The sequence below is a fragment of the Chryseobacterium jejuense genome (assembly GCF_900100075.1).
GTDB classification, from domain to species: Bacteria; Bacteroidota; Bacteroidia; order Flavobacteriales; family Weeksellaceae; genus Chryseobacterium; species Chryseobacterium jejuense.
In genome coordinates this window covers 124,664-143,625 of sequence record NZ_FNEG01000006.1, presented here as the reverse complement: position 1 = coordinate 143,625, position 18,962 = coordinate 124,664, and the positions used below count along the sequence as shown (strand labels likewise).

The 18,962-nt window shown below is 35.5% G+C and carries 18 protein-coding genes and 1 tRNA gene; 3 read left to right on the top strand and 16 right to left on the bottom strand.

Annotation, left to right across the window (positions count from 1 at the left end; translation table 11 throughout):
• Positions 1-4 precede the first annotated feature (4 nt).
• The 12 genes from BLS98_RS17950 to BLS98_RS17895 all read right to left on the bottom strand — a co-directional run bounded on the left by BLS98_RS17950 (position 5) and on the right by BLS98_RS17895 (position 13,082).
• Positions 5-2,341 (bottom strand): VCBS repeat-containing protein, encoded by a 2,337-nt coding sequence (locus tag BLS98_RS17950; protein ID WP_089738038.1) that lies wholly within the window; start codon positions 2,339-2,341, stop codon positions 5-7.
• A gap of 254 nt (positions 2,342-2,595) precedes the next feature.
• Positions 2,596-2,671, bottom strand: a tRNA-His gene (locus BLS98_RS17945).
• 35 nt (positions 2,672-2,706) lie between these two features.
• The gene (gene bshB1 / locus BLS98_RS17940; protein WP_089738036.1) at positions 2,707-3,426 is read right to left on the bottom strand and encodes a bacillithiol biosynthesis deacetylase BshB1; all 720 of its coding nucleotides are present in this window, start codon (positions 3,424-3,426) and stop codon (positions 2,707-2,709) included.
• An 82-nt stretch (positions 3,427-3,508) separates the two neighbouring features.
• The gene (locus BLS98_RS17935) at positions 3,509-5,161 is read right to left on the bottom strand and encodes a tetratricopeptide repeat protein (RefSeq protein ID WP_089738034.1); all 1,653 of its coding nucleotides are present in this window, start codon (positions 5,159-5,161) and stop codon (positions 3,509-3,511) included.
• An 88-nt stretch (positions 5,162-5,249) separates the two neighbouring features.
• Positions 5,250-6,122 (bottom strand): PstS family phosphate ABC transporter substrate-binding protein, encoded by an 873-nt coding sequence (locus BLS98_RS17930; protein WP_089738032.1) that lies wholly within the window; start codon positions 6,120-6,122, stop codon positions 5,250-5,252.
• A complete protein-coding gene (locus BLS98_RS17925) occupies positions 6,112-6,309 on the bottom strand; it encodes a DUF308 domain-containing protein (protein ID WP_181575119.1) in 198 nt (65 codons plus the stop codon). The genes BLS98_RS17930 and BLS98_RS17925 overlap by 11 nt, the downstream gene beginning before the upstream one ends.
• A 78-nt stretch (positions 6,310-6,387) precedes the next feature.
• Complete coding sequence (locus BLS98_RS17920; RefSeq protein WP_089738030.1) at positions 6,388-7,230, bottom strand: energy transducer TonB; 843 nt, start codon at positions 7,228-7,230, stop codon at positions 6,388-6,390.
• Between the two features lie 28 nt (positions 7,231-7,258).
• Positions 7,259-7,825: an ExbD/TolR family protein gene (locus BLS98_RS17915; RefSeq protein WP_089738028.1), complete on the bottom strand. Its 567-nt coding sequence runs from the start codon at positions 7,823-7,825 to the stop codon at positions 7,259-7,261.
• A gap of 13 nt (positions 7,826-7,838) precedes the next feature.
• Positions 7,839-8,441: an ExbD/TolR family protein gene (locus BLS98_RS17910; protein ID WP_089738026.1), complete on the bottom strand. Its 603-nt coding sequence runs from the start codon at positions 8,439-8,441 to the stop codon at positions 7,839-7,841.
• A 61-nt stretch (positions 8,442-8,502) separates the two neighbouring features.
• Positions 8,503-9,366, bottom strand: coding sequence for a MotA/TolQ/ExbB proton channel family protein (locus tag BLS98_RS17905; RefSeq protein WP_089738024.1), 864 nt, complete (start codon positions 9,364-9,366; stop codon positions 8,503-8,505).
• Between the two features lie 240 nt (positions 9,367-9,606).
• Positions 9,607-12,420, bottom strand: coding sequence for a leucine--tRNA ligase (leuS, locus tag BLS98_RS17900; protein WP_089738023.1), 2,814 nt, complete (start codon positions 12,418-12,420; stop codon positions 9,607-9,609).
• Positions 12,421-12,602: 182 nt separating this feature from the next.
• Positions 12,603-13,082, bottom strand: coding sequence for a lipocalin-like domain-containing protein (locus BLS98_RS17895; protein WP_089738020.1), 480 nt, complete (start codon positions 13,080-13,082; stop codon positions 12,603-12,605).
• A 198-nt stretch (positions 13,083-13,280) separates the two neighbouring features.
• Between BLS98_RS17895 and BLS98_RS17890 the strand changes: the two genes are divergently transcribed.
• Genes BLS98_RS17890 through BLS98_RS17880 form a run of 3 tightly spaced genes read left to right on the top strand, consistent with a single transcriptional unit; the run spans position 13,281 to position 15,665 of the window.
• The gene (locus BLS98_RS17890; protein ID WP_089738017.1) at positions 13,281-14,258 is read left to right on the top strand and encodes an acyltransferase family protein; all 978 of its coding nucleotides are present in this window, start codon (positions 13,281-13,283) and stop codon (positions 14,256-14,258) included.
• 25 nt (positions 14,259-14,283) lie between these two features.
• Positions 14,284-15,039: a glycosyltransferase family 2 protein gene (locus BLS98_RS17885; protein WP_089738015.1), complete on the top strand. Its 756-nt coding sequence runs from the start codon at positions 14,284-14,286 to the stop codon at positions 15,037-15,039.
• Positions 15,039-15,665 (top strand): deoxyuridine 5'-triphosphate nucleotidohydrolase, encoded by a 627-nt coding sequence (locus tag BLS98_RS17880; protein ID WP_089738014.1) that lies wholly within the window; start codon positions 15,039-15,041, stop codon positions 15,663-15,665. The genes BLS98_RS17885 and BLS98_RS17880 overlap by 1 nt, the downstream gene beginning before the upstream one ends.
• Here the strand turns inward: BLS98_RS17880 and BLS98_RS17875 are convergent.
• The 4 genes from BLS98_RS17875 to BLS98_RS17860 all read right to left on the bottom strand — a co-directional run bounded on the left by BLS98_RS17875 (position 15,657) and on the right by BLS98_RS17860 (position 18,825).
• A complete protein-coding gene (locus tag BLS98_RS17875) occupies positions 15,657-16,895 on the bottom strand; it encodes a 3-deoxy-D-manno-octulosonic acid transferase (RefSeq protein ID WP_089738012.1) in 1,239 nt (412 codons plus the stop codon). The two genes, BLS98_RS17880 and BLS98_RS17875, sit on opposite strands and share 9 nt — an antisense overlap.
• 11 nt (positions 16,896-16,906) lie before the next feature.
• Entirely contained in the window at positions 16,907-17,371 is a 465-nt protein-coding gene (locus BLS98_RS17870) for a DUF1648 domain-containing protein (protein ID WP_089738010.1), read from the bottom strand.
• A gap of 3 nt (positions 17,372-17,374) precedes the next feature.
• Complete coding sequence (locus BLS98_RS17865) at positions 17,375-18,091, bottom strand: C40 family peptidase (RefSeq protein ID WP_089738514.1); 717 nt, start codon at positions 18,089-18,091, stop codon at positions 17,375-17,377.
• A gap of 86 nt (positions 18,092-18,177) precedes the next feature.
• Entirely contained in the window at positions 18,178-18,825 is a 648-nt protein-coding gene (locus BLS98_RS17860; RefSeq protein ID WP_089738008.1) for an O-methyltransferase, read from the bottom strand.
• Positions 18,826-18,962 lie beyond the last annotated feature (137 nt).

Here is an 18,962-nt window from a genome sequence, read left to right as displayed (position 1 = left end):
GTCTTTATTTTCCTCCTTTTACCAGTATTCCCCCTTTCAATTGCCGATTATGAAATGATTCCGATTTCAAAAAACTAAACAATTCAGCGGGTAATTCATTCTGGCAAGGATCTGTATTTTTCTTATCTGTGTTATTTCTACTATTTTTGCTTTCGGTAACCATTGTAGAAGAAAACATAACAATTCCTCCATCTTTTCTAAGGGTAACCAATTCTTCATTTTGAGTACCTGGGTTAAAATTCCCGAAACACATCACGTTACCTTCTACCTGTACAGCGGGAAATTTTTCAGTAGCAGGATCAGATAAATAATTTCCATATGATTTAAATACTTTATAGTCTCCATCGAAATTTCTGTGAGCAATAATTTCATCAACTCCTTCCCCATCAAGGTTTCCTACAGCCAATCCCTTCCAATCTGATGCAGAACCAAATCCTATCGATTTAGTAATCAAAGTTAGCACCCCATTATCATCCACATCATAAACGTATACTCCGTTTTGCATATGGTCATCAGCATCTACAAGTAATACGATTTCATCTTTGGTATCCTGATCCAGATTGCCAGCTGCCACTGCTTTAATTTTAGAATTTACTGGAAGGTTGAGTGTGTTACCATGAATCAATTGAGGGACTGCCCCATTAAATTTATACACCAAAACTTCATTATTATTATTCCTAACTGCAACAAAATCATCTTTACCACCACTGATAAAGTTTCCGGCAGCAACCCCTACCCATTTTGAATCTCCACCAAATCCTGTAAATTGTGTACTTTCAACAATCTGGTTATTTTCAATTTTATAAATATAAAACCCGTTTTTGTTAAAATCGGAATGATCACTCAATGCAATGATTTCACTTTTACCATCATCAAAAAAATCTCCTGCTGCCAGGCCTTTCCAATTGTAAATACCTCCACCGCACACCCTGCTGTTGGTAACAGAGGCAAATCCTTTATTGTCAGGCTTCATCGTTCCCATCATTCCGTCAAAATTCCTTAAAACAACAAATTGATCATTCTCTCCTCCATCAAAATTCCCCTTCGCCACTCCTCTCCAGTCAGAGTCCTTTCCATATCTATGTTCTGTATTGACCGGGACAATTAAATTCTCATTACTCGCTAAAAGCGCCAAGGCTAAAGAAGAGTCAGTGAGTACATGAGTATAATAATTTTCAGCTGCCTGTACATCTGCAATCATCTGGTATAAAGGGCTATCTTTTTTTGAAAGATACAACCACATATAGCTCACATAATCGTCATATGCTGAACCTGCTGTAGGACTCTCTTTAATATTCCAGATTATATCTTGCCCCAGTTTACCACTGATCTGTAATGGTGCTCTATAAATATCTTTGGTAAGAGTATTAGTATATGCTTCAATATCAGACACTCCATAGATAAGGCTCCCATTCTGTGAGATACCATATTTGTAACATTCATAAGGAAAGCTCATAGTAAGGCCACCGTGAGAAATATCTTCCTTTAAAACAGTAAAATTCCAATATGGCCATACATTAGAACCACGATTCGGATCAAGCTGAGTATTTAACTTTATAAAATTAGATAGTTGACGTACCTTGTTAAGATAAACAGTATCATTTGTAGCTCTATACATTTGTACAAAGACTCTTCCCACGGCACTTTGCATATTAAAGGGAGAAATTACTCCTGCATAATCTATTGGGGAAATATAGCCCTGGGCATCAACACTATCTCTTTCTTTATAATATCCTATATTACCTGGCCCTGTATGCCATTGGCCTTCATGATATTCAAGTGTTTCTTTCACCTTTTCTATAAGATCATAAGCAATAACACTATAAGTTTGGCCAGAATAGCGACCTGATGAGGGATATGTTAAACCTTGGAGCATTGGATTGTCTTTTACCATTGCTGCAAACTTGGCCATAGGGTATGTGATATTAGCACTGTGAACAACATGAGCATAAGGTCCACCTTGGTTTTTAATTTTATTATAATAACGGGTTGACCAAGCTGCTCCCGAAATATTTCTATAGTCAAATATTTGACTTATGCCATTTTGTGGCGGATTGAGCAGATCTCTAAGATCATCCCTTCTGTCAATGGTATTTCCTATACACCTTATTAGCGTGTTAGCATACATTGTATCTTTTGTTTTTTCATACATCAATGACAATGCTTCCATATGTGCAGGGACTCCCCAGGAAAACTCCTGCTGATCCGAGCTGGTTGAATTACCATTCCATTTAGCAAAGCCTTTGTTATCAAATACACGTTTGTAGTAGGATTGGGGATTCGACTGTGAATACGATTCTATTGCAAGCAATACAATAACAATCGTAAAAAGTTTTTTCATAATAATTAGTTTTTGATTCAAAGTAGTTTAAAAAGATTTGACCTCATGATTAGCCAACCAAATATAAAAGTTTTGATGACGATATCCAGAATCTGTTTAAAGAATTGTAAAAAAACCATTTTCTACCTATGACCTTAAGAATATAAGCGAAGCAAGGGAAAAAGTTATTATGAAAAAAGGGAAAAAAAAGAAATATTTTTTACTCAAACTGGTATAAAATAAAAAAGTACACTTTCAAAAAGTGTACTTTCTTTGGGTGAATGAGGGGTCTCGAACCCCCGACCTTCGGAACCACAATCCGACGCTCTAACCAACTGAGCTACAATCACCGTTTTCTGAGTGCAAATATAGGACAATTTCCTCAACTACCAAACAATTCCATCAAAATTTTTCAAAGAAATTAATCTTTCTGACGTAAAGCCCTCAGCATAAGTAACTCCCGACAATCGCCCTAAATCCTGAGCGCGGTAAGTTAAACTCTCAAAAAAGTCTTTTGTGGTAATTGGAGTCTCAGGTTCCTTAGAAGTTGGGTCATAAAACTGAGTTTTATACGCCATGCATGAAGCAATCTTCTTATCCAGGAATTCTGAAATGTCTATAACGAACTCCGGTTTGATATCTTTCCACTGGATATAGTGAAAAACATGCTTGGGCCTCCACACTTCCTGAGCTTCCCCATCTACAACGGTTTCAATTTTTCTCAGTCCGGACAAAAAGCACGCATCCGATACTAATTTCGCTCCTTTTGCATGGTCTGGATGTCTATCATCAATTGCATTAGCTAAGACGATTTCTGGCCTGTATTTGCGGATCATTTTTACAATCCTCATTTGATATTCTTCAGAATTTACCAAAAAGCCATCTTTCATTCCCAGATTCTCTCTTGCGGAGAGTCCAAGGATTTTTGCAGCATCTGCCGCTTCTGCTTTTCTTGTTTCATCTGTACCTCTTGTTCCGAGTTCTCCTCTGGTAAGATCTACCACAACACATTTTTTTCCTTCAGCAACCATTTTGGCAATTGTTCCTCCGCACCCCAACTCTACATCATCAGGATGGGCACCAAAAGCAAGTATATCTGTTTTCATAGTATCAAAGATAAGCTTTAAAATAAAAACTTCCCAAACATTACGAATGGGAAGTTTTAATATCTATAATTTAAATTTTAAATTACTTGTTGATTTCTGCGTTCAATTTTACAGCATCTTGATACGTTGGATCTAACTGTAAAGATTTAGCAACATAATCTTTTGCTTTTGCTGCATCAGAATCTTTACTCATATAAGCTACTGCAAAGTAAGCATAAGCAAGAGTCTGCTTGTTAGCTTCCTGTTCAGCAGGTTTTACAGTACTGATGAACTTTTCATAAGCTAATTTAGCAGCATCATTATTTCCTGCCTGTTGGTAAGAATACCCCTGGCTGTAATAAGCAGGTGCCCAATCAGGAAGAAGTGCTGACATTTTCTGCCATGTAAGGATTGCTCCGTTCCAGTTTTTAACATCCTGATAAGCTGTTGCTAATTTGAATAGGGCATCAGAATCCTGGTTGTTAGCTGCTACTTGTTTCTTCAATGCTTCGATAGCAGGGTTAGTAGGTCCTTTATCAGCTTCAGCCTGAGAAGCACCACCACCTCCAGCGATGTTTGCCAATTCTAAATCCCACTTCATTGTTTCGTCTTTTGCAGCTTTAGCAATAGCGATTTTTTGCTGAGATTCTGTTGTTAAAGCAGATTTTTTAGCAGCATCTTTTTCGTCTTTTGCTAATCCTGCAGCGATAAGCCCCTGTAAACCTTGGTCAGCAGGTAACACTCTTGATTTGTCAGCCTGAGAAACGAAAGTATCCATATTCTGCTTTGCATCTGCATAATTTCCATCTGCATAAGCTTGGTAAGCTCTTAATTTGAACTTAATTGGATCGTCAATTTTATCAAAAATCTTATCTAGTACCGCTTTAGAGTTTGCATAATCTTCGTTAGTGAAGTATAATTTTGCAATTTCTAATTGAGTATATGGATCTTCGTCAGCATATTTTGTATAGTTGATAAGGTCTTGTGTAGCCTTAGCATTTTGTTGGTATCTGATATCATATCCAGCCAATGCTTTGTATGCAGGTGCATAAGTAGGATCTACAGCGATTGCTTTATCTACGCTTTCTTTAGCTTTCTGCCATATCTGAGCAGCCATCCATAATGTAGCCATTCTTGTATAAACAGAAGCTTTATTTTTAGCTAATGGTAATGCTTTGTCATAAGCACTCATAGCATCACCTGGAGATCTTTTCAATCTGTAAGCATCTCCTAATGTATAATAGTAATGTGCAGGAACTCCTTTTTTCTCAGCTTTTTCAATTGCTTTAGTCAGGAATTGGATCGCAAGATCCGGAGAACTGTTTTTTTCAAATAAAGTTAAAGCTTCTGCTGCTCTAAATAATACTTCAGCATCTTTCTCTTTAGAATCGGTTACGATTTTTTGAATTTCAGCAACAGCACTTTTATCACCTTTTCCAAGCTTTACAGTAGCTAAACCAATTTTGTTAACAAAGCTTTTAGCATCTGCAGCTAATCCTTTGTTAAAATATTCAGTAGCTTTTGCATAATCTGGTTCTCCTTGCTTTAAGAAAGTATTTCCTAAATAGAAATAGTTTTCAGCTGTTGGCTCTTTAGCGATCATATCAGTGAAGTTCGTTTTTGCCTGAGCAAATTTATCACTGTCTATACTGTTAATACCATCCTGCAATGTCTGTGCAGAGGCAAAACCGGTAAAAAATACCACGGCTGCTCCAAAAGCAATCTTCTTTACATTCATATTCATTATATCTTTCATTTTATATTTTCTAATAATTGAGTTATATTCTACACAATTTTCAGACCAAAATATTCTATTTAAGGGTAAATTGTGAATTTAATAATTTTTAACGCATCTGCACCTCTCTTTTGTACAGGTTGTAAGGCTGTAAACCTTCTTTTTGAACAATTTTCTGTCCTAAATGGGTACATGAAAATCTAATAAATCCGTTGGCAATATTAAAATTACCCTCATTTTCCAGGAAATAAAGAACTCTTGTAAACGGATATTCCATAGAACGAAGTCCCTCAAAATCTGCAGTGTATGCTTTTCCTTTATTTACCACCGGAAGAACTTTAACCATTTCTCGCAGCTTCTCAGAAGTCTTATCATAAGGACGGCTAAAAGTATTAAGCCCAATAACCCCTATTTTATTAGGATACTTTCCTAATTCTTCAATAATCTTTTGATTTCCGGGGATAATGGAATATTTAAGATCTTTAGGCTGTTTTTTTAATTTCTCAGCTACAAAGTTCAGATTACTGGAGTTGGTTCCGTCGAAAATAAATTCTTTATTATCGGAAAGAAGTCCGCTATTGATCTCATCTATAGAAATACTTTCTTTTGGTGAGTCTTTTGGAACTACAAAAACTACGGCATCTGCTGCAAATTTAGCAGGAAGAAACTTCAGATCTGTTCTTTCTTCGTACGTTTTTATTTCTTCAGGATTAAGGTTTCTAGACATTACAATCACCTTCGCATTGCCATGCAAAAGCTCTAGAAAGCCTAAATCTTCTTTTTTTGTTTCTACTTTGATACGCGTTTCAGGATAATTAATCATATAACCATCCGCTAATGCTTCTGTAACGCTTTGAAAAGATTCATCTGTAAAAATCGTAAGATCACCTTTATTATAGGAAGGAGATTTCTCCTCTTTTTTGCAGCCTGTCATCATAATACCTATTACAAAAACAAGTGCAATTTTAAAACTATTCTTCATCTTTCGATTTTTTGATTTTAGAAACGGCTCTATAGATTCTGAATATACCATATATAACAAGCACTGCTCCTAAAGCATAAGCAATGGCAGGCTCCAAAATAGTAAAAAAGAATTTATAGATAATAACTACAATTCCTAAAACGATATAAAACAATCCCGTAACCAGGGATAACCAATTGAACATCATGTAACAAAAATACCAAAAAAAATAAAAAGAGAAGCATATGCTTCTCTTTTTATTTATATTCTGAATAAATAAGTCTAATTATTCAAAGTTCATAGTAAATGGTACGCTATAGTAAGATCTAACGCTTTCCCCGTTTCTCTTAGCAGGAGTCCACTTTTTAAGTTTCTTAACTACACGAATTGCTTCATTGTTGAAGTCGCTATTTGGAGATTTCTCTTCAATAGTAACTGCAGAAACAGTTCCATCTTTTTCTACAACGAACTTAAGCTTAGCTTTAAGGGTACCTTCACCTCCTTCCATTAATGAAGTATCGAAGTTTTCTCCTAAGAATTTTCTTAATGCACCCATACCTCCAGGATATTCTGCAGACTGGTCTACATCTTTGTAGATTTCATTAGGGTTATTCGCTTTCACTTCTACTGTACTAGCTTTAGTACCTGTAGATGGTGGTGGTGGCGGTGGTGTATAAGCCGGAGCTTTAACTCCCTCCTGATTATTCAAACCAGTTGTAGTTTCCAACTGCTTAGAAATTGGCGGTGGTGGAGTTTCAATCTTCGGAGCTTTTACTGGCTCAGGAACAACATTCTGAATCACCTCAATTTTAGGCTCCTCTTTTGGAGGTGGCGGTGGTGGAGGTGGTTCTTCTTCTTTAGGCTGCTCGATAATCGGTTCTTCTTCAAGAATATCTACTAAATCTGCCTTTACTTCTTGCTTAGGCGGAGCTGTAAGATTCTTGATCGTAAGATAGATGAACGGAGACAAAGCTGCCAAAAGGAATAAAGCTGTTCCGATAATAAATGACTTTGTTAAAAGTCTCGGATACTGATGTCTAAGATCATAGGCACCATATTCCTTGTTTCTATTTTCAAATACGATTTCGTCTAGCGTAAGATTCTGACCGTATACATTTTCATCTGCCATAGATTAGATATACAATTTTATGGTTAAATTACTTTGTAGCAGCCGGCGCAGCAGCACCACCTACTTTCTTATCATAAACAGCTTTTTCCCAAGCTTTCACATCGGTAACACCGTATTGCTCGCTCTTAGTAATTGCCATTTCGTCAAGAATGTCAACAAAGTTCTTATATACAGCATCGTCCGTTGGCTTAATGATCACGGTAAATTTCGTTTGATCTGCAGCTCTAGATTTTGCCTGCTGAATTATTTTTCTAATTCCATCTCTATCAAGAGTAGTTTCCATAAGAGTTTGGTCATTCAAAGATGTAGCATCTTGTTGGTGCCAGAAAACTCTATTGTTTTTCCCTAATAAGATAGAAATTGAGTTAGAAAGTTTAATTTCTGTTGGTGGAGGTTTAGGAGCATCTGGCTTTGGTTTAGCCGGAAGACCTAAGTCCATAACATTCGGTTTACTGAATGTAGTTGTGAACATAAAGAAGGTAATCAATAGGAAACCTAAGTCCACCATCGGAGTCATGTCGACTCTGGTACTCTGCTTCTTGGAACGAACCTTGCCGCCCTTGCCGCCTTTTTCTTGTACTTGTACTTCTGCCATTTCTAATGATATATTATGGTTTACCTTCTTGTGATGTAATCAACCAAAATTTAAGAAAATCAATATCTCTTAAACCCTCAAACAGGCCTTTAACTTTAGGGTATTGAGTTGTAACGTCACCTTTAATGGCTAACTTGTAGTCAGGGTTAACGCTTAAACTTTCTTTTACCCAGTCAATTAACTGCTTATTTGTACTGTCCATAGGAATACCTGTAGGACTCTTATAATTTTTCTGCTCATCTCCAGACATATCCAAATACCCTTTTAGTTGGTTCATTGGAACTCCAATTGCCTGAACTTTCTGGAATGCAGCTTTTTGGTTGTTGTCAAAAGTAATACCATACTTTTTTCCCATTTTATCCAAAAGAGCAACTCTTTCTGATGCGTTTTCTACTGGCTGGAAATAGAATTTTCCGTCCGGAGTAGCGTTGATAGTCATTAAACTAGCATCAGGAAGCAATTTTTCCGAAATTGAAGATGGCGGTTTGATCTGCTCCACGTCAGGTTTTTTAAACTGAGTGGTCAAGATAAAGAACGTAAGAAGTAGGAACGCAACGTCACACATTGCGGTCATGTCCGTCACTACTCCATGTCTTTTAGGTTTGACTCTCGCCATTATTATAAAATATTTTTAATTAAACTTCTTTTAATTGCTAATGCAAATATCTTGCAAATTCTTAGTTGAATTCAGCGAAAGACTGCTGGATGCTCATAGAGATCTCATCGATCTTATAAGTTAATCCATCAATTTTAGATGTAAAGAAGTTATAAAGGATAATAGCGATTGCTGAAGTACCAATACCTAACGCAGTGTTAATCAATGCTTCAGAGATACCTGTAGATAGAGCAGCAGCATCTGGAGTACCACCTCCTGAACCTAATGCAAAGAACGCCTTGATCATCCCGATTACCGTTCCTAGTAGTGCTACTAACGTTGCAACTGTACCTAAAGTAGAAAGGATCATCATGTTTTTCTCAAGCATTGGCATCTCAAGAGTTGTAGCTTCTTCGATAGCTTTGTTAAGCGCTACCATTTTCTGCTCCTTATTTAATGTGTTATCGTGAGATAGAGCTTTGTAAGTAGTAAGACCTTCTTTTACTACATTTCCAACAGAACCTTGTTGTCTGTCACACTCTTCGATAGCTTCGTCAATTTTGTTTTGGTTTAGTAAGCTTCTTACTTGTACTACGAAGTTGTCTAAGTTTCCTTTTCCAGCAGCTTTACCAAGAACGAAATATCTTTCAAAAGAGAAAACAATTACTGTAATCATGAAAGTAATCAAGATTGGTACAATAATCCCTCCTTTGTAGATAATACCTAAAAACGACTCTGGGTGAATGTCTTTTCCTTCAATACTTGAAAAAGCTACAGATCCACTTCCTAGTTTGTCTGCGTCTTTAAAGTTTCCTGGGCTACCAAGAACGAATAAATAAATACATACTCCTATAGCAAATAGAATAGGAATAATAACAGCTGGATTTAAACCTCCTGCCTTTCTAGCAACTACTTGCTCATCATTTTTTGAAACATTCATTTCCATATTTAACTAAATTATATTGTTTTAAAATTTTACAGGGTGTAAATTAAAGGCAAAATTAATTAAAATGCAAGAGTCTTAATTAAACATTTTGCTTTTTTTTGATAAAGAAAATTTAATACGATTTCGATATAATAATTATTCTTAAATATTTTATTTATTTTCCCCAAATTTAACATTTGAGTTAAAAAATCAAAAAAATAAAACACCCATTTTTTTTAATTTCCCAATGTTAATTTTTTTTTAAATTACGATATTCACAATACGGTGAGGGACTACAATGATTTTTTTAGGGGTTTTACCCTCCAAAATTTGTTGCATTTTCTCATTTGAAATCACCAAATCTTCTACCTCCTTAGCAGATAATTGTGCTGAAAGAGAAATTTTGAACTTCATTTTGCCATTTACGCTTACCGGATATTCAATTTCATCCTCAATCAGATAATCTTCGTTTAACGCTGGAAACTTCTCGAATTCGATAGATTCACCATTTCCTAATAAACTCCACAACTCTTCACAGATGTGCGGTGCATATGGAGAGATGATAACGGCTAATGGTTCTAAAATATTGCGTTTGTTACATTTTAATTTCTGAAGTTCGTTTACAGCAATCATAAATGATGATACTGAAGTATTGAAAGAGAAGTTTTCAATATCGTAAACAACTTTCTTTATTAAGGTATGTAAAACTTTATATTCTGCTTTTGTAGGTTCTTCTTCAGAAACTTCAAATACATCTCCGTTGAAATAAAGGTTCCAGAATTTTTTAAGGAAACCGTATACTCCACTTAGTCCTTGTGTATTCCAAGGCTTGGATTGCTCCAATGGTCCTAAGAACATTTCATATAGTCTTAATCCGTCTGCTCCATATTCTTCACAGATATCATCTGGGTTTACTACATTATATTTAGACTTGGACATTTTTTCTACTTCACGGTCTGTGATGTATTTTCCATCTTCTAAAATGAACTCTGCATCTGCATAATCTGGTCTCCATGCTTTAAATGCCTCAGTATCCAATTCATCAGATGTTCCTTTTAATAAGGATACATCAACGTGGATCTGCTGAGTTTGATATTCGCTAGCTAAATTTTTAGATACATATTTATTAGTTCCCTCAATTCTGTACACGAAAGCACTCATCCCCAAGATCATCCCCTGGTTGATTAATTTCTGGAAAGGCTCATCATGGTTGATATATCCTCTGTCTTTTAAGAACATATTCCAGAAACGGGAATATAATAAGTGACCGGTTGCGTGCTCGCTACCTCCTATATATAAGTCTACCTGTCCCCAATAATCAGAAAGATTCTTTGCAGAGAACTCTCCATCATTTTGTGGATCCATATATCTAAGGAAATACCATGAGCTTCCAGCCCAACCCGGCATTGTAGATAATTCTAATGGGAAAATAGTTTTGTCATCAATTAAATCTGTAGAAACCACTTTCTGGTTCGCCTCATCCCAAGCAAATGTTTTAGCGTTTCCTAATGGTGGATCTCCATCTTCAGTTGGTAAATATTTTTCAACTTCAGGAAGTTCCAATGGTAAAGCAGAAACTGGCAACGTGTATGGCATTCCATCCTTATAATATATAGGAACCGGTTCTCCCCAATAACGCTGTCTTGAGAAAATAGCATCACGCTGTCTATAGTTCGTAGTTCCGTGACCGATTCCTTTCGTTTCAATTTCTGAAATTATTTTTGACTTGGCATCGTTATAACTTAGTCCGTTTAAGAAATCTGAATTTACACAAACAGAGTCTTTAGAGTCAAAAGAGTTTTCTAGAACATCTTCTTCCGTTGCTACAACTTTTTTAATTTCTAAATTAAATTTCTTTGCAAATCTGTGGTCACGCTCATCATGTGCAGGAACAGCCATTACAGCTCCTGTTCCATAGCCCATCAATACATAGTCTGAAATATAGATTGGCATTTTTTCTCCGCTGAACGGATTGATGGCATAACTTCCTGTGAAAGCTCCGCTTACGTTTTTCACGTCAGACATTCTGTCTCTCTCGGTTTTCTTGGAAGTTTCTTCTATATAAGTATCTACCTCTACTTTTTGAGCAGCTGTAGTAATAGTATCTACTAAAGGATTTTCCGGTGCCAACACCATAAAGGTTGCTCCAAAAATGGTATCAGGTCTTGTAGTGAAAACTTCAACAACCTCATCATGACCTTCTACCTGGAACTGAACCTGCGCTCCCTGAGATTTCCCAATCCAGTATTCCTGCGAATCTTTCAAAGGTTGTGGCCAGTCTAATCTAGAAAGACCTTGTAATAATCTTTCAGAATATGCAGAGATTCTCATGCTCCACTGCATCATTTTCTTTTGGAATACAGGAAATCCTCCTCTTTCAGATTTACCGTCTTTTATTTCATCGTTCGCTAAAACTGTTCCTAATGCAGGACACCAGTTTACAGTAGTTTCTGCTCTGTAAGCAAGACGATAGTTTAATAAGATATCTTCTTTATCAATATCAGAAGCATTAGCCCATTCTTCAGCAGTGAAATTTAATTCATCGTTTTGATTGGCATTTAATCCGTCAGTCCCTTTTTCTTCAAAATGTTTGATTAGGGTGTCAATAGCTTCTGCTTTATCTGTATTTTTATTATACCAAGAATGATACAGTTCAATAAAGATCCACTGTGTCCATTTATAATAAGATGCATCAGAGGTTCTTACTTCTCTGCTCCAATCGAATGAGAATCCGATTTTTCTCAACTGTTCTTCGTATCTGTTGATATTCTGTTCTGTGGTGATAGCCGGATGCTGCCCTGTCTGAATTGCATATTGCTCAGCAGGAAGCCCGAAGCTGTCATAACCTACCGGGTGAAGTACGTTAAATCCCTGGTGTCTTTTATATCTCGCATAAATATCTGACGCAATATATCCCAATGGATGTCCTACGTGAAGTCCTGCTCCGGATGGGTACGGAAACATATCGAGTACATAAAATTTAGGTTTATCGGTATTATTGGAGGTTTTATAGGTTTGATTGTCCTCCCAGTATTTCTGCCACTTTTTTTCTATCTGCTTATGATCGTAAAACACTTTATATATATGTTATATGTTAGACTTTAATATTGAATTGTTTTTTTTGGAAACAAGATTCACAAAAATAATGATTTTAAAGGAAATAGAAATTTAATTTATGATGAATTGCAATTCCCTTGTAAACAGAAAGGTCCCACCCGAAGATGAGACCTTTATTTATTATATCTTGAAGTATACTATTAAGGTTTAGGGCTTACCCTTTTAAAAGTAATAGTTCTTGTTTTGTATATTGTAGGATCTTCGGTTTCTACTCTTATTGATAAATTGAGCGTAGTGGCATCCAGCGTAACAACTTTTGTGTTTTCTGGTGCTACTACTCCCTGATATTTCATCTGGAGAGCCTTACTGCTCTTATCATAAGAATAGGTAAAGTTTTTATCAGGTAAGATATTACAAGCCGTTCCTGTAATAGGATCCTCCACATCTATTCTTTTCCCGGTTATCTCTGTACTGAACCACCATCTGGATTGTTTCTGACAGTCTGTGTATGTAATCACATCTGAAATTGGTTGCTCACCTACCTCAACAGTAGTAACCACCTCTTTTTGCGGTTGCCAGAATCCAATAATCGGTTCTTCTATAACAATTTCGTTGCTATTATTACATCCGGTGGTTACCAATAATGATAAACCAAAAAATAGTAGTGCTAATTTCTTCATAGATCAATTTTTTCAAGGGCTAAAATTATAATTTTTTTGATTTATATTACTATTTTTTGTGAAAAATTATTTTATTGGCTTTTATTTATACATATTTTAAAACTGCAAGAGGTCATATTCCCTTTATTTAACAAATATTGAACATTCTAAAACACCTCTGTTTTATTAAAAAAGTTATTTTTGTAGGAAAGAAAAAAAATGCAAGATATAACGAAAAACAATTTTGACTTCATCCGTGTTCTCCTCGCTTTTATTGTCTTCGTGGGACATTTGGGTGCTCTAAGTGCTTCAGAAAAGCTTTCTTTTTTAAAACATAGCCCTGTTGAAGTTGCTGTTTTCTCGTTTTTCATTGTTAGTGGATTCCTAATTGCAAGAAGCTACGAAAGGTCTTCCAGCCTAAAAAGCTATGCAAAAAAAAGATTCAATAGGATTGTTCCCGCTTATTTACTTGTTGTATTTCTTTGTGCTACACTTCTGAGCTTAGTAAGCACCTTACCTATCTCTGAATATTTTGGGAATACTCAGGTTTATAAATATCTTTTCTGGAATTCAATATTTCTCAACTTTAAAGCTCCATGGCTTCCGGGCGTATTTGGAAACCAGGCTGTAAACGGAGCTTTATGGACTCTTAAGATCGAAATGTGTTTCTATATAGCAGTCCCATTGATGTTTTTACTGTTTGGAAAAAACAATAAATACCGGACCATTAGCCTTATCGTACTGTATTTTCTTTCACTGATTTATCTGAATTATTTCGAGATGAACGGAAAAGCAGCCCTTTCAAGACAGCTTCCGGGCTCATTATGTTATTTTATCGGTGGAATGCTTCTGTATTTTCACTTTGACAAGTTTATTCAATATAAAAATATTCTTTTCATTATTGCTATCGTTACGGTTTGGATTGATCTTATTTTTGAAATAAAACTATTCTCTCCTATAATGATTAGTATTATCGTTATGTATATTGCTTATTCCTTTAAGTTCCTGAATAATTTCGGAAAATACGGGGATTTCACCTACGGAATTTATATCTTCCACTTCCCTATCATCAGAGTATTTGCCACTTTGGGCCTTTTTTCCAATTATAACCCTTATATCATGAGTGTTGTATGTATGTTTGTAGTTATTGGAGTAGGAATCGCTTCATGGCACCTTTATGAAAAAAGATTTTTATAATTTTACATAATATTTTACCATTCGAATGAAAGACCTGGTCTCCATTATCACTCCCTGCTACAATTCTGCTGATTTTATAGAGGAAACGATACAGTCTGTTCTTAACCAAACCTATGAAAACTGGGAATGGCTGATTACTGATGATCTTTCTAAAGACAATACTGTTGAAATTATCAGAAAATACAATGATCCGAGAATCAAACTTCAGGTTCTGGAGAAAAATGGTGGTGCAGGAAACGCAAGAAACAATAGCCTTGAAAGGGCTCAGGGACGCTATATTGCCTTTCTGGATTCTGATGACTTCTGGTATCCTGAATACCTTGAGACCATGACAAATTATATGCAGGAACACCATGCAGAACTTGTATACTGCAATTATTCAAGGTGCGATGAGCAGCTTCAACCTATATTAAAAGATTTTCTTGCGGATAAAATCGTTACATTCTCTAATCTATTGAAGACCTGCCGACTGGCTCCGGTTTCTACGATGTATGATACTAAAAGAGTTGGAAAGTTCCTTTTCCCGGTAAAAAGTAAACGTGAAGATCACGTCATGTGGTTAAATCTCTTGAAAGTAATTCCGGAAGGGATGCCTATCAACAAGACAATGGCAAAATATAGGATGCGCGAGAACAGTGTTTCCAGAAAGAAAAAAAACATTATTAAAGATCAATATCTGGTATATAAAGATTTTATGGGATTTTCCACTTTAAAATCTTTGTATTATACAGCAAACTGGGCTGTTAACGGATTCATGAAATATTCAAAAATATTCAATTAATGGAGTATTCAAAAGAGTTTAAAGCAGCGTTGAGTGCTTTTTCAAGCACAGAGAAGGATAAACTAATTTTCAGACTCCTGAGAAAGGATAAATTATTATCTAAAAAATTATATTTCGAACTTATTGATCCGGAAACTACCGACGATAAGAGGAATGCCATGGAAGAAAATGTAGAGGAGAAAATCATTTTAGCCTCGAAATACATTGGTAATACTAAATATTTTCTGACCATTATCCGTAAAATCAGTGCAGAAGTCACTGAACATATCAAAATAACAACAGACAAATTCGGAGAAGTTTCACTGAATCTGCTTATGGTTGATAAGATCTTAGATTACAATAACGACCTCAGCAGACAAAGGTTTGATAATGTTTATAAACTTTACATTTATATCATCAATAAGCTATTCAAATCTCTAATCTTAATAAAAAAGCTGGATGAAGATTACTGGATGGAGTTTGACGACCTTTTAAGAACCATACAGCAAAAAATATCTGAAAACCATTATCTGCAAAAGTTATGTATTAATAATGGCCTTGACCTCAACTGGTTTGAGTCTGACAGCATTCCTGAGAACATAGAACAAACTATGAAGGAGATAAAAAGCCAGGGATTTTTAAGATAGGATCTTTTGAAGGATCATTTCTGTAGAATTAGGTTTCTCATCAACGAAATTCCTTGCGTTTTCAGACATTTCTGCGAGTTCTTCTTCATTATCTTCATTAGCTAGGAATAAAACGAATTCTGCAGCGGTATATTCGTCTGCAAAAGACCTTCCACCGTTCTTGTTGATAAGATCGTCTGCTTCAGGATTCTTTTTATAATGATTTCCAAAGATAACCGGAACTCCAAATGTGGCAGCTTCCAGAATATTATGAAGTCCAGCATCGTGAAACCCTCCTCCCACAACAGCTACATCAGCATAGGAATACAACTTTGACAACAACCCTATACTGTCTATAATTAAGATTTGAGAGTTAGAATGTAAGGATTGAGAATCTTTGATTTTGCTATACAGTAAAGCATCCGGAAACATATTTTTCAGATGCTCTACTCTCTTCAGATCATGAGGTGCAATGATTATTTTTACCGTATTATTTTTTCGGGAAATCATTTCTGCAATTTTCTCTTCTGCCTGCCAGGAACTTCCAAAAACAATGGCTTTACGACCACCTACAAAATCTATAATATGATCTACATGATTATCACGGTTTCGAAGTTGTTTCACTCTGTCAAACCTCGTATCTCCTGTTACAGAAGATTTCACTAAACCTACACTTTTAGCCAAAGCAAGCGAGAATTGAGTCTGATGAAAGAACCAATCTACATTCTCCTTAAGTTGCTTCACAAACCACTTTCCGTAAGAGGTAAAAAATGATTGCCTTTCGTAGAACAATGCAGAAATCACATAGATCTTTGCATTATTCTCTTTAAGTACAGTAAACAGATTATACCAATAATCATACTTAACCGTAAAAAATAGTTTAACATCAAACTGGGATATAAATTCTCTTACAACATCCTGTTTATCAAACGGCAGATAGCAAATCACATCTGCAATATGTTTCTTTTTAATTACATTTTCATATCCTGAAGGAGAAAAGAACGTTATCAGAATTTTATGATCTGAGAATTGACCTTTAAGCCTTTCCAATACAGGCAACCCTTGTTCATACTCTCCTAAACTGGCAGCATGCATCCAGATTACTTTATCTGTTTTTGAAAAAGCAGATTTCACTTTATCTAAAGATTGCTTTCTCCCATCAACGCCTTTTTTAGTTTTATCATTACATAATGAGAAAACTTTCATTCCAAAAATAAGAAGGCTGATAAATATGTTATAAAGTAAATTCAATTTTGATAGATCTAGTCGTTTGATTTTGTTCTACTATCCCGAAGTGATTTTATGAGCCCTACCCCAATTACAACAAACAATAATCCCAAAATAAAGAAAACAGCATCACTAAGCTCTGTCTGTTTTCCTTCCGCAACACGGATGCTTTCAACAATAATATCAAGAAATAGTATCATTACAGGAAGTTCCAGAGAAAACAGATATAATTTCAGAGTTCCTTCATTGCGAAAACTTTTAGGAACATTCAAAAGCGGTGAATTCGGATCTTTTATTCCAATAAAAAGAAGATGAATAAAAGCAGCAATGCATAGCAAAAACCATATTGTGGCTTTTCCTGATTCTCCATCTACATTCCCATGGACATCAAAATGCGTAGGAATAACTTCAGGTAACCCAGTATATTTGATTCCTGTAAAAACCCAGATTACAACTAGTAAAAGAGTATTCACAATTAATAATATACCGGAAGTTTTCATATTTTAAATAACGCTTTTAAGGACTCTCAGTTTATGAGTATGTTTGTTCATTTCCTCATTAAAGATTCCGGTAGAATCCAGCGTATCAATTCTCACCTTCCCTGAAGCATGAATAATCTTCTGATTTTCGAGCATAATCCCCACATGAATAATCTTCCCTTCAGCATTTTCAAAGAAGGCTAAATCTCCGGGATTTGTTTCTTCTATAAAAGTAAGGTCCTCTCCTACTTCTGCCTGTTGCGAAGCATCTCTTGGAATTTTAATTCCATGAACTTTGTAAACCAATTGAGTGAATCCTGAACAGTCTACTGCAAAAAAGCTTTTCCCCCCCCATAGATAAGGAACATTAAGGAATTCTTTAGCTGTAAGGGCAATACTTTCTCTCACATCATGACTTCTTCTTGAGGCTACCACAGGAAAATCTACTTCAGATCCTATAGATAATAAAGTTTTACCGTCTTTCATTAACACGGAAGAAAAATCTTCCGTAACCACAGTCACTTTTCTATTAGCCAATTCTTCATCTGTTACCGTTTTTAGCTGCTTGGTATCTATCCATCCTTCATAGCCATCATAGTGCATTTTTATTTTAGTCCAGTTTTTATTCACTTCTAAAATATCTACACTTTCTCCAAACAATATTTCCGTAACAATCTCTGCCTTGTCAGAACCTTCCGCTCTCACTGGTGCTACTGTTACGATACAAATTCCTTTATTCATTTTATTCATTTAGAAATTAGGAAAACTAAGAGATTTAGAAACTACATTATTGGTTCATTTCTAAATCTCTTACTCTTTTCTTTTAATTACTTCCTGCGAAGGAAGTTGACTCCATCCCGCAAAGGTAAAATAAGATTTTCAAAATCTTCGTCTTTTGCTGCCAAATCATTCAACTCCTGAATAGACTGTGTAGATTTCAGCTTTGGATTTTCTTCCAGTACTTTTCCATACCATAAAACATTATCAAACATCACTACTGATCCTGACTTGGTGTGAGGTTTTATCAGTCTGAAATATTCTGCGTAGTTCTCTTTATCGGCATCTACAAAAATCAAGTCAAAAAACTGATCTGTTTCTTTTAAAAATTCTTTGGCGTCCTGAAGCTTAAAATCAATCTGAGCTGCATATTCACTGGATTCAAAATATTTTTTTGGCAGATAAGCCAGATCTTCATTCACATCCAATGTAGTAATTTTACCATCTTTTGCCAATCCTGAAGCCAGGCACAAAGTAGCATAACCGGTAAATGTACCAATTTCAAGAATACTTTTAGGCTGCACCATTTGAGAGATGATCGTTAGCAATCTTCCTTGCTGATAGCCCGAAATCATATGAGGCTGGGTAGTTTTCTGATAAGTTTCTCTTCTCAGCTTTTTTAGAATTTCGGATTCTGAGGAAGCGTGGGCTTCCAGATATCTATCCATTTCAGGATTTTTTTCTTCAAAAAAACTCATACCATTTTAATTTAAACAAATTTACGGATTTTAAACTTCTTTTTAAACAAACCACCTCTGTTCAGTATAAGATACAAAAAAGGAGGAATTAATTCCTCCCTTTTCTTAGGTATATCTAACTTTTATGTAAAAAAATC

Excerpts from the sequence above, each read along its gene's own strand:
- bshB1 (WP_089738036.1), bottom strand. The coding sequence starts at position 3,426 with ATGAAAACAGATATACTTGCTTTTGGTGCCCATCCTGATGATGTAGAG.
- BLS98_RS17880 (WP_089738014.1), top strand. The coding sequence starts at position 15,039 with ATGGAGTATTCAAAAGAGTTTAAAGCAGCGTTGAGTGCTTTTTCAAGC.
- BLS98_RS17925 (WP_181575119.1), bottom strand. The coding sequence starts at position 6,309 with ATGATGTTCAATTGGTTATCCCTGGTTACGGGATTGTTTTATATCGTT.
- BLS98_RS17905 (WP_089738024.1), bottom strand. The coding sequence starts at position 9,366 with ATGGAAATGAATGTTTCAAAAAATGATGAGCAAGTAGTTGCTAGAAAG.
- BLS98_RS17885 (WP_089738015.1), top strand. The coding sequence starts at position 14,284 with ATGAAAGACCTGGTCTCCATTATCACTCCCTGCTACAATTCTGCTGAT.
- BLS98_RS17930 (WP_089738032.1), bottom strand. The coding sequence starts at position 6,122 with ATGAAGAATAGTTTTAAAATTGCACTTGTTTTTGTAATAGGTATTATG.
- BLS98_RS17935 (WP_089738034.1), bottom strand. The coding sequence starts at position 5,161 with ATGAAAGATATAATGAATATGAATGTAAAGAAGATTGCTTTTGGAGCA.
- BLS98_RS17895 (WP_089738020.1), bottom strand. The coding sequence starts at position 13,082 with ATGAAGAAATTAGCACTACTATTTTTTGGTTTATCATTATTGGTAACC.
- BLS98_RS17865 (WP_089738514.1), bottom strand. The coding sequence starts at position 18,091 with ATGAATAAAGGAATTTGTATCGTAACAGTAGCACCAGTGAGAGCGGAA.
- BLS98_RS17890 (WP_089738017.1), top strand. The coding sequence starts at position 13,281 with ATGCAAGATATAACGAAAAACAATTTTGACTTCATCCGTGTTCTCCTC.
- BLS98_RS17910 (WP_089738026.1), bottom strand. The coding sequence starts at position 8,441 with ATGGCGAGAGTCAAACCTAAAAGACATGGAGTAGTGACGGACATGACC.
- BLS98_RS17920 (WP_089738030.1), bottom strand. The coding sequence starts at position 7,230 with ATGGCAGATGAAAATGTATACGGTCAGAATCTTACGCTAGACGAAATC.
- BLS98_RS17950 (WP_089738038.1), bottom strand. The coding sequence starts at position 2,341 with ATGAAAAAACTTTTTACGATTGTTATTGTATTGCTTGCAATAGAATCG.
- BLS98_RS17915 (WP_089738028.1), bottom strand. The coding sequence starts at position 7,825 with ATGGCAGAAGTACAAGTACAAGAAAAAGGCGGCAAGGGCGGCAAGGTT.
- BLS98_RS17870 (WP_089738010.1), bottom strand. The coding sequence starts at position 17,371 with ATGAAAACTTCCGGTATATTATTAATTGTGAATACTCTTTTACTAGTT.
- BLS98_RS17860 (WP_089738008.1), bottom strand. The coding sequence starts at position 18,825 with ATGAGTTTTTTTGAAGAAAAAAATCCTGAAATGGATAGATATCTGGAA.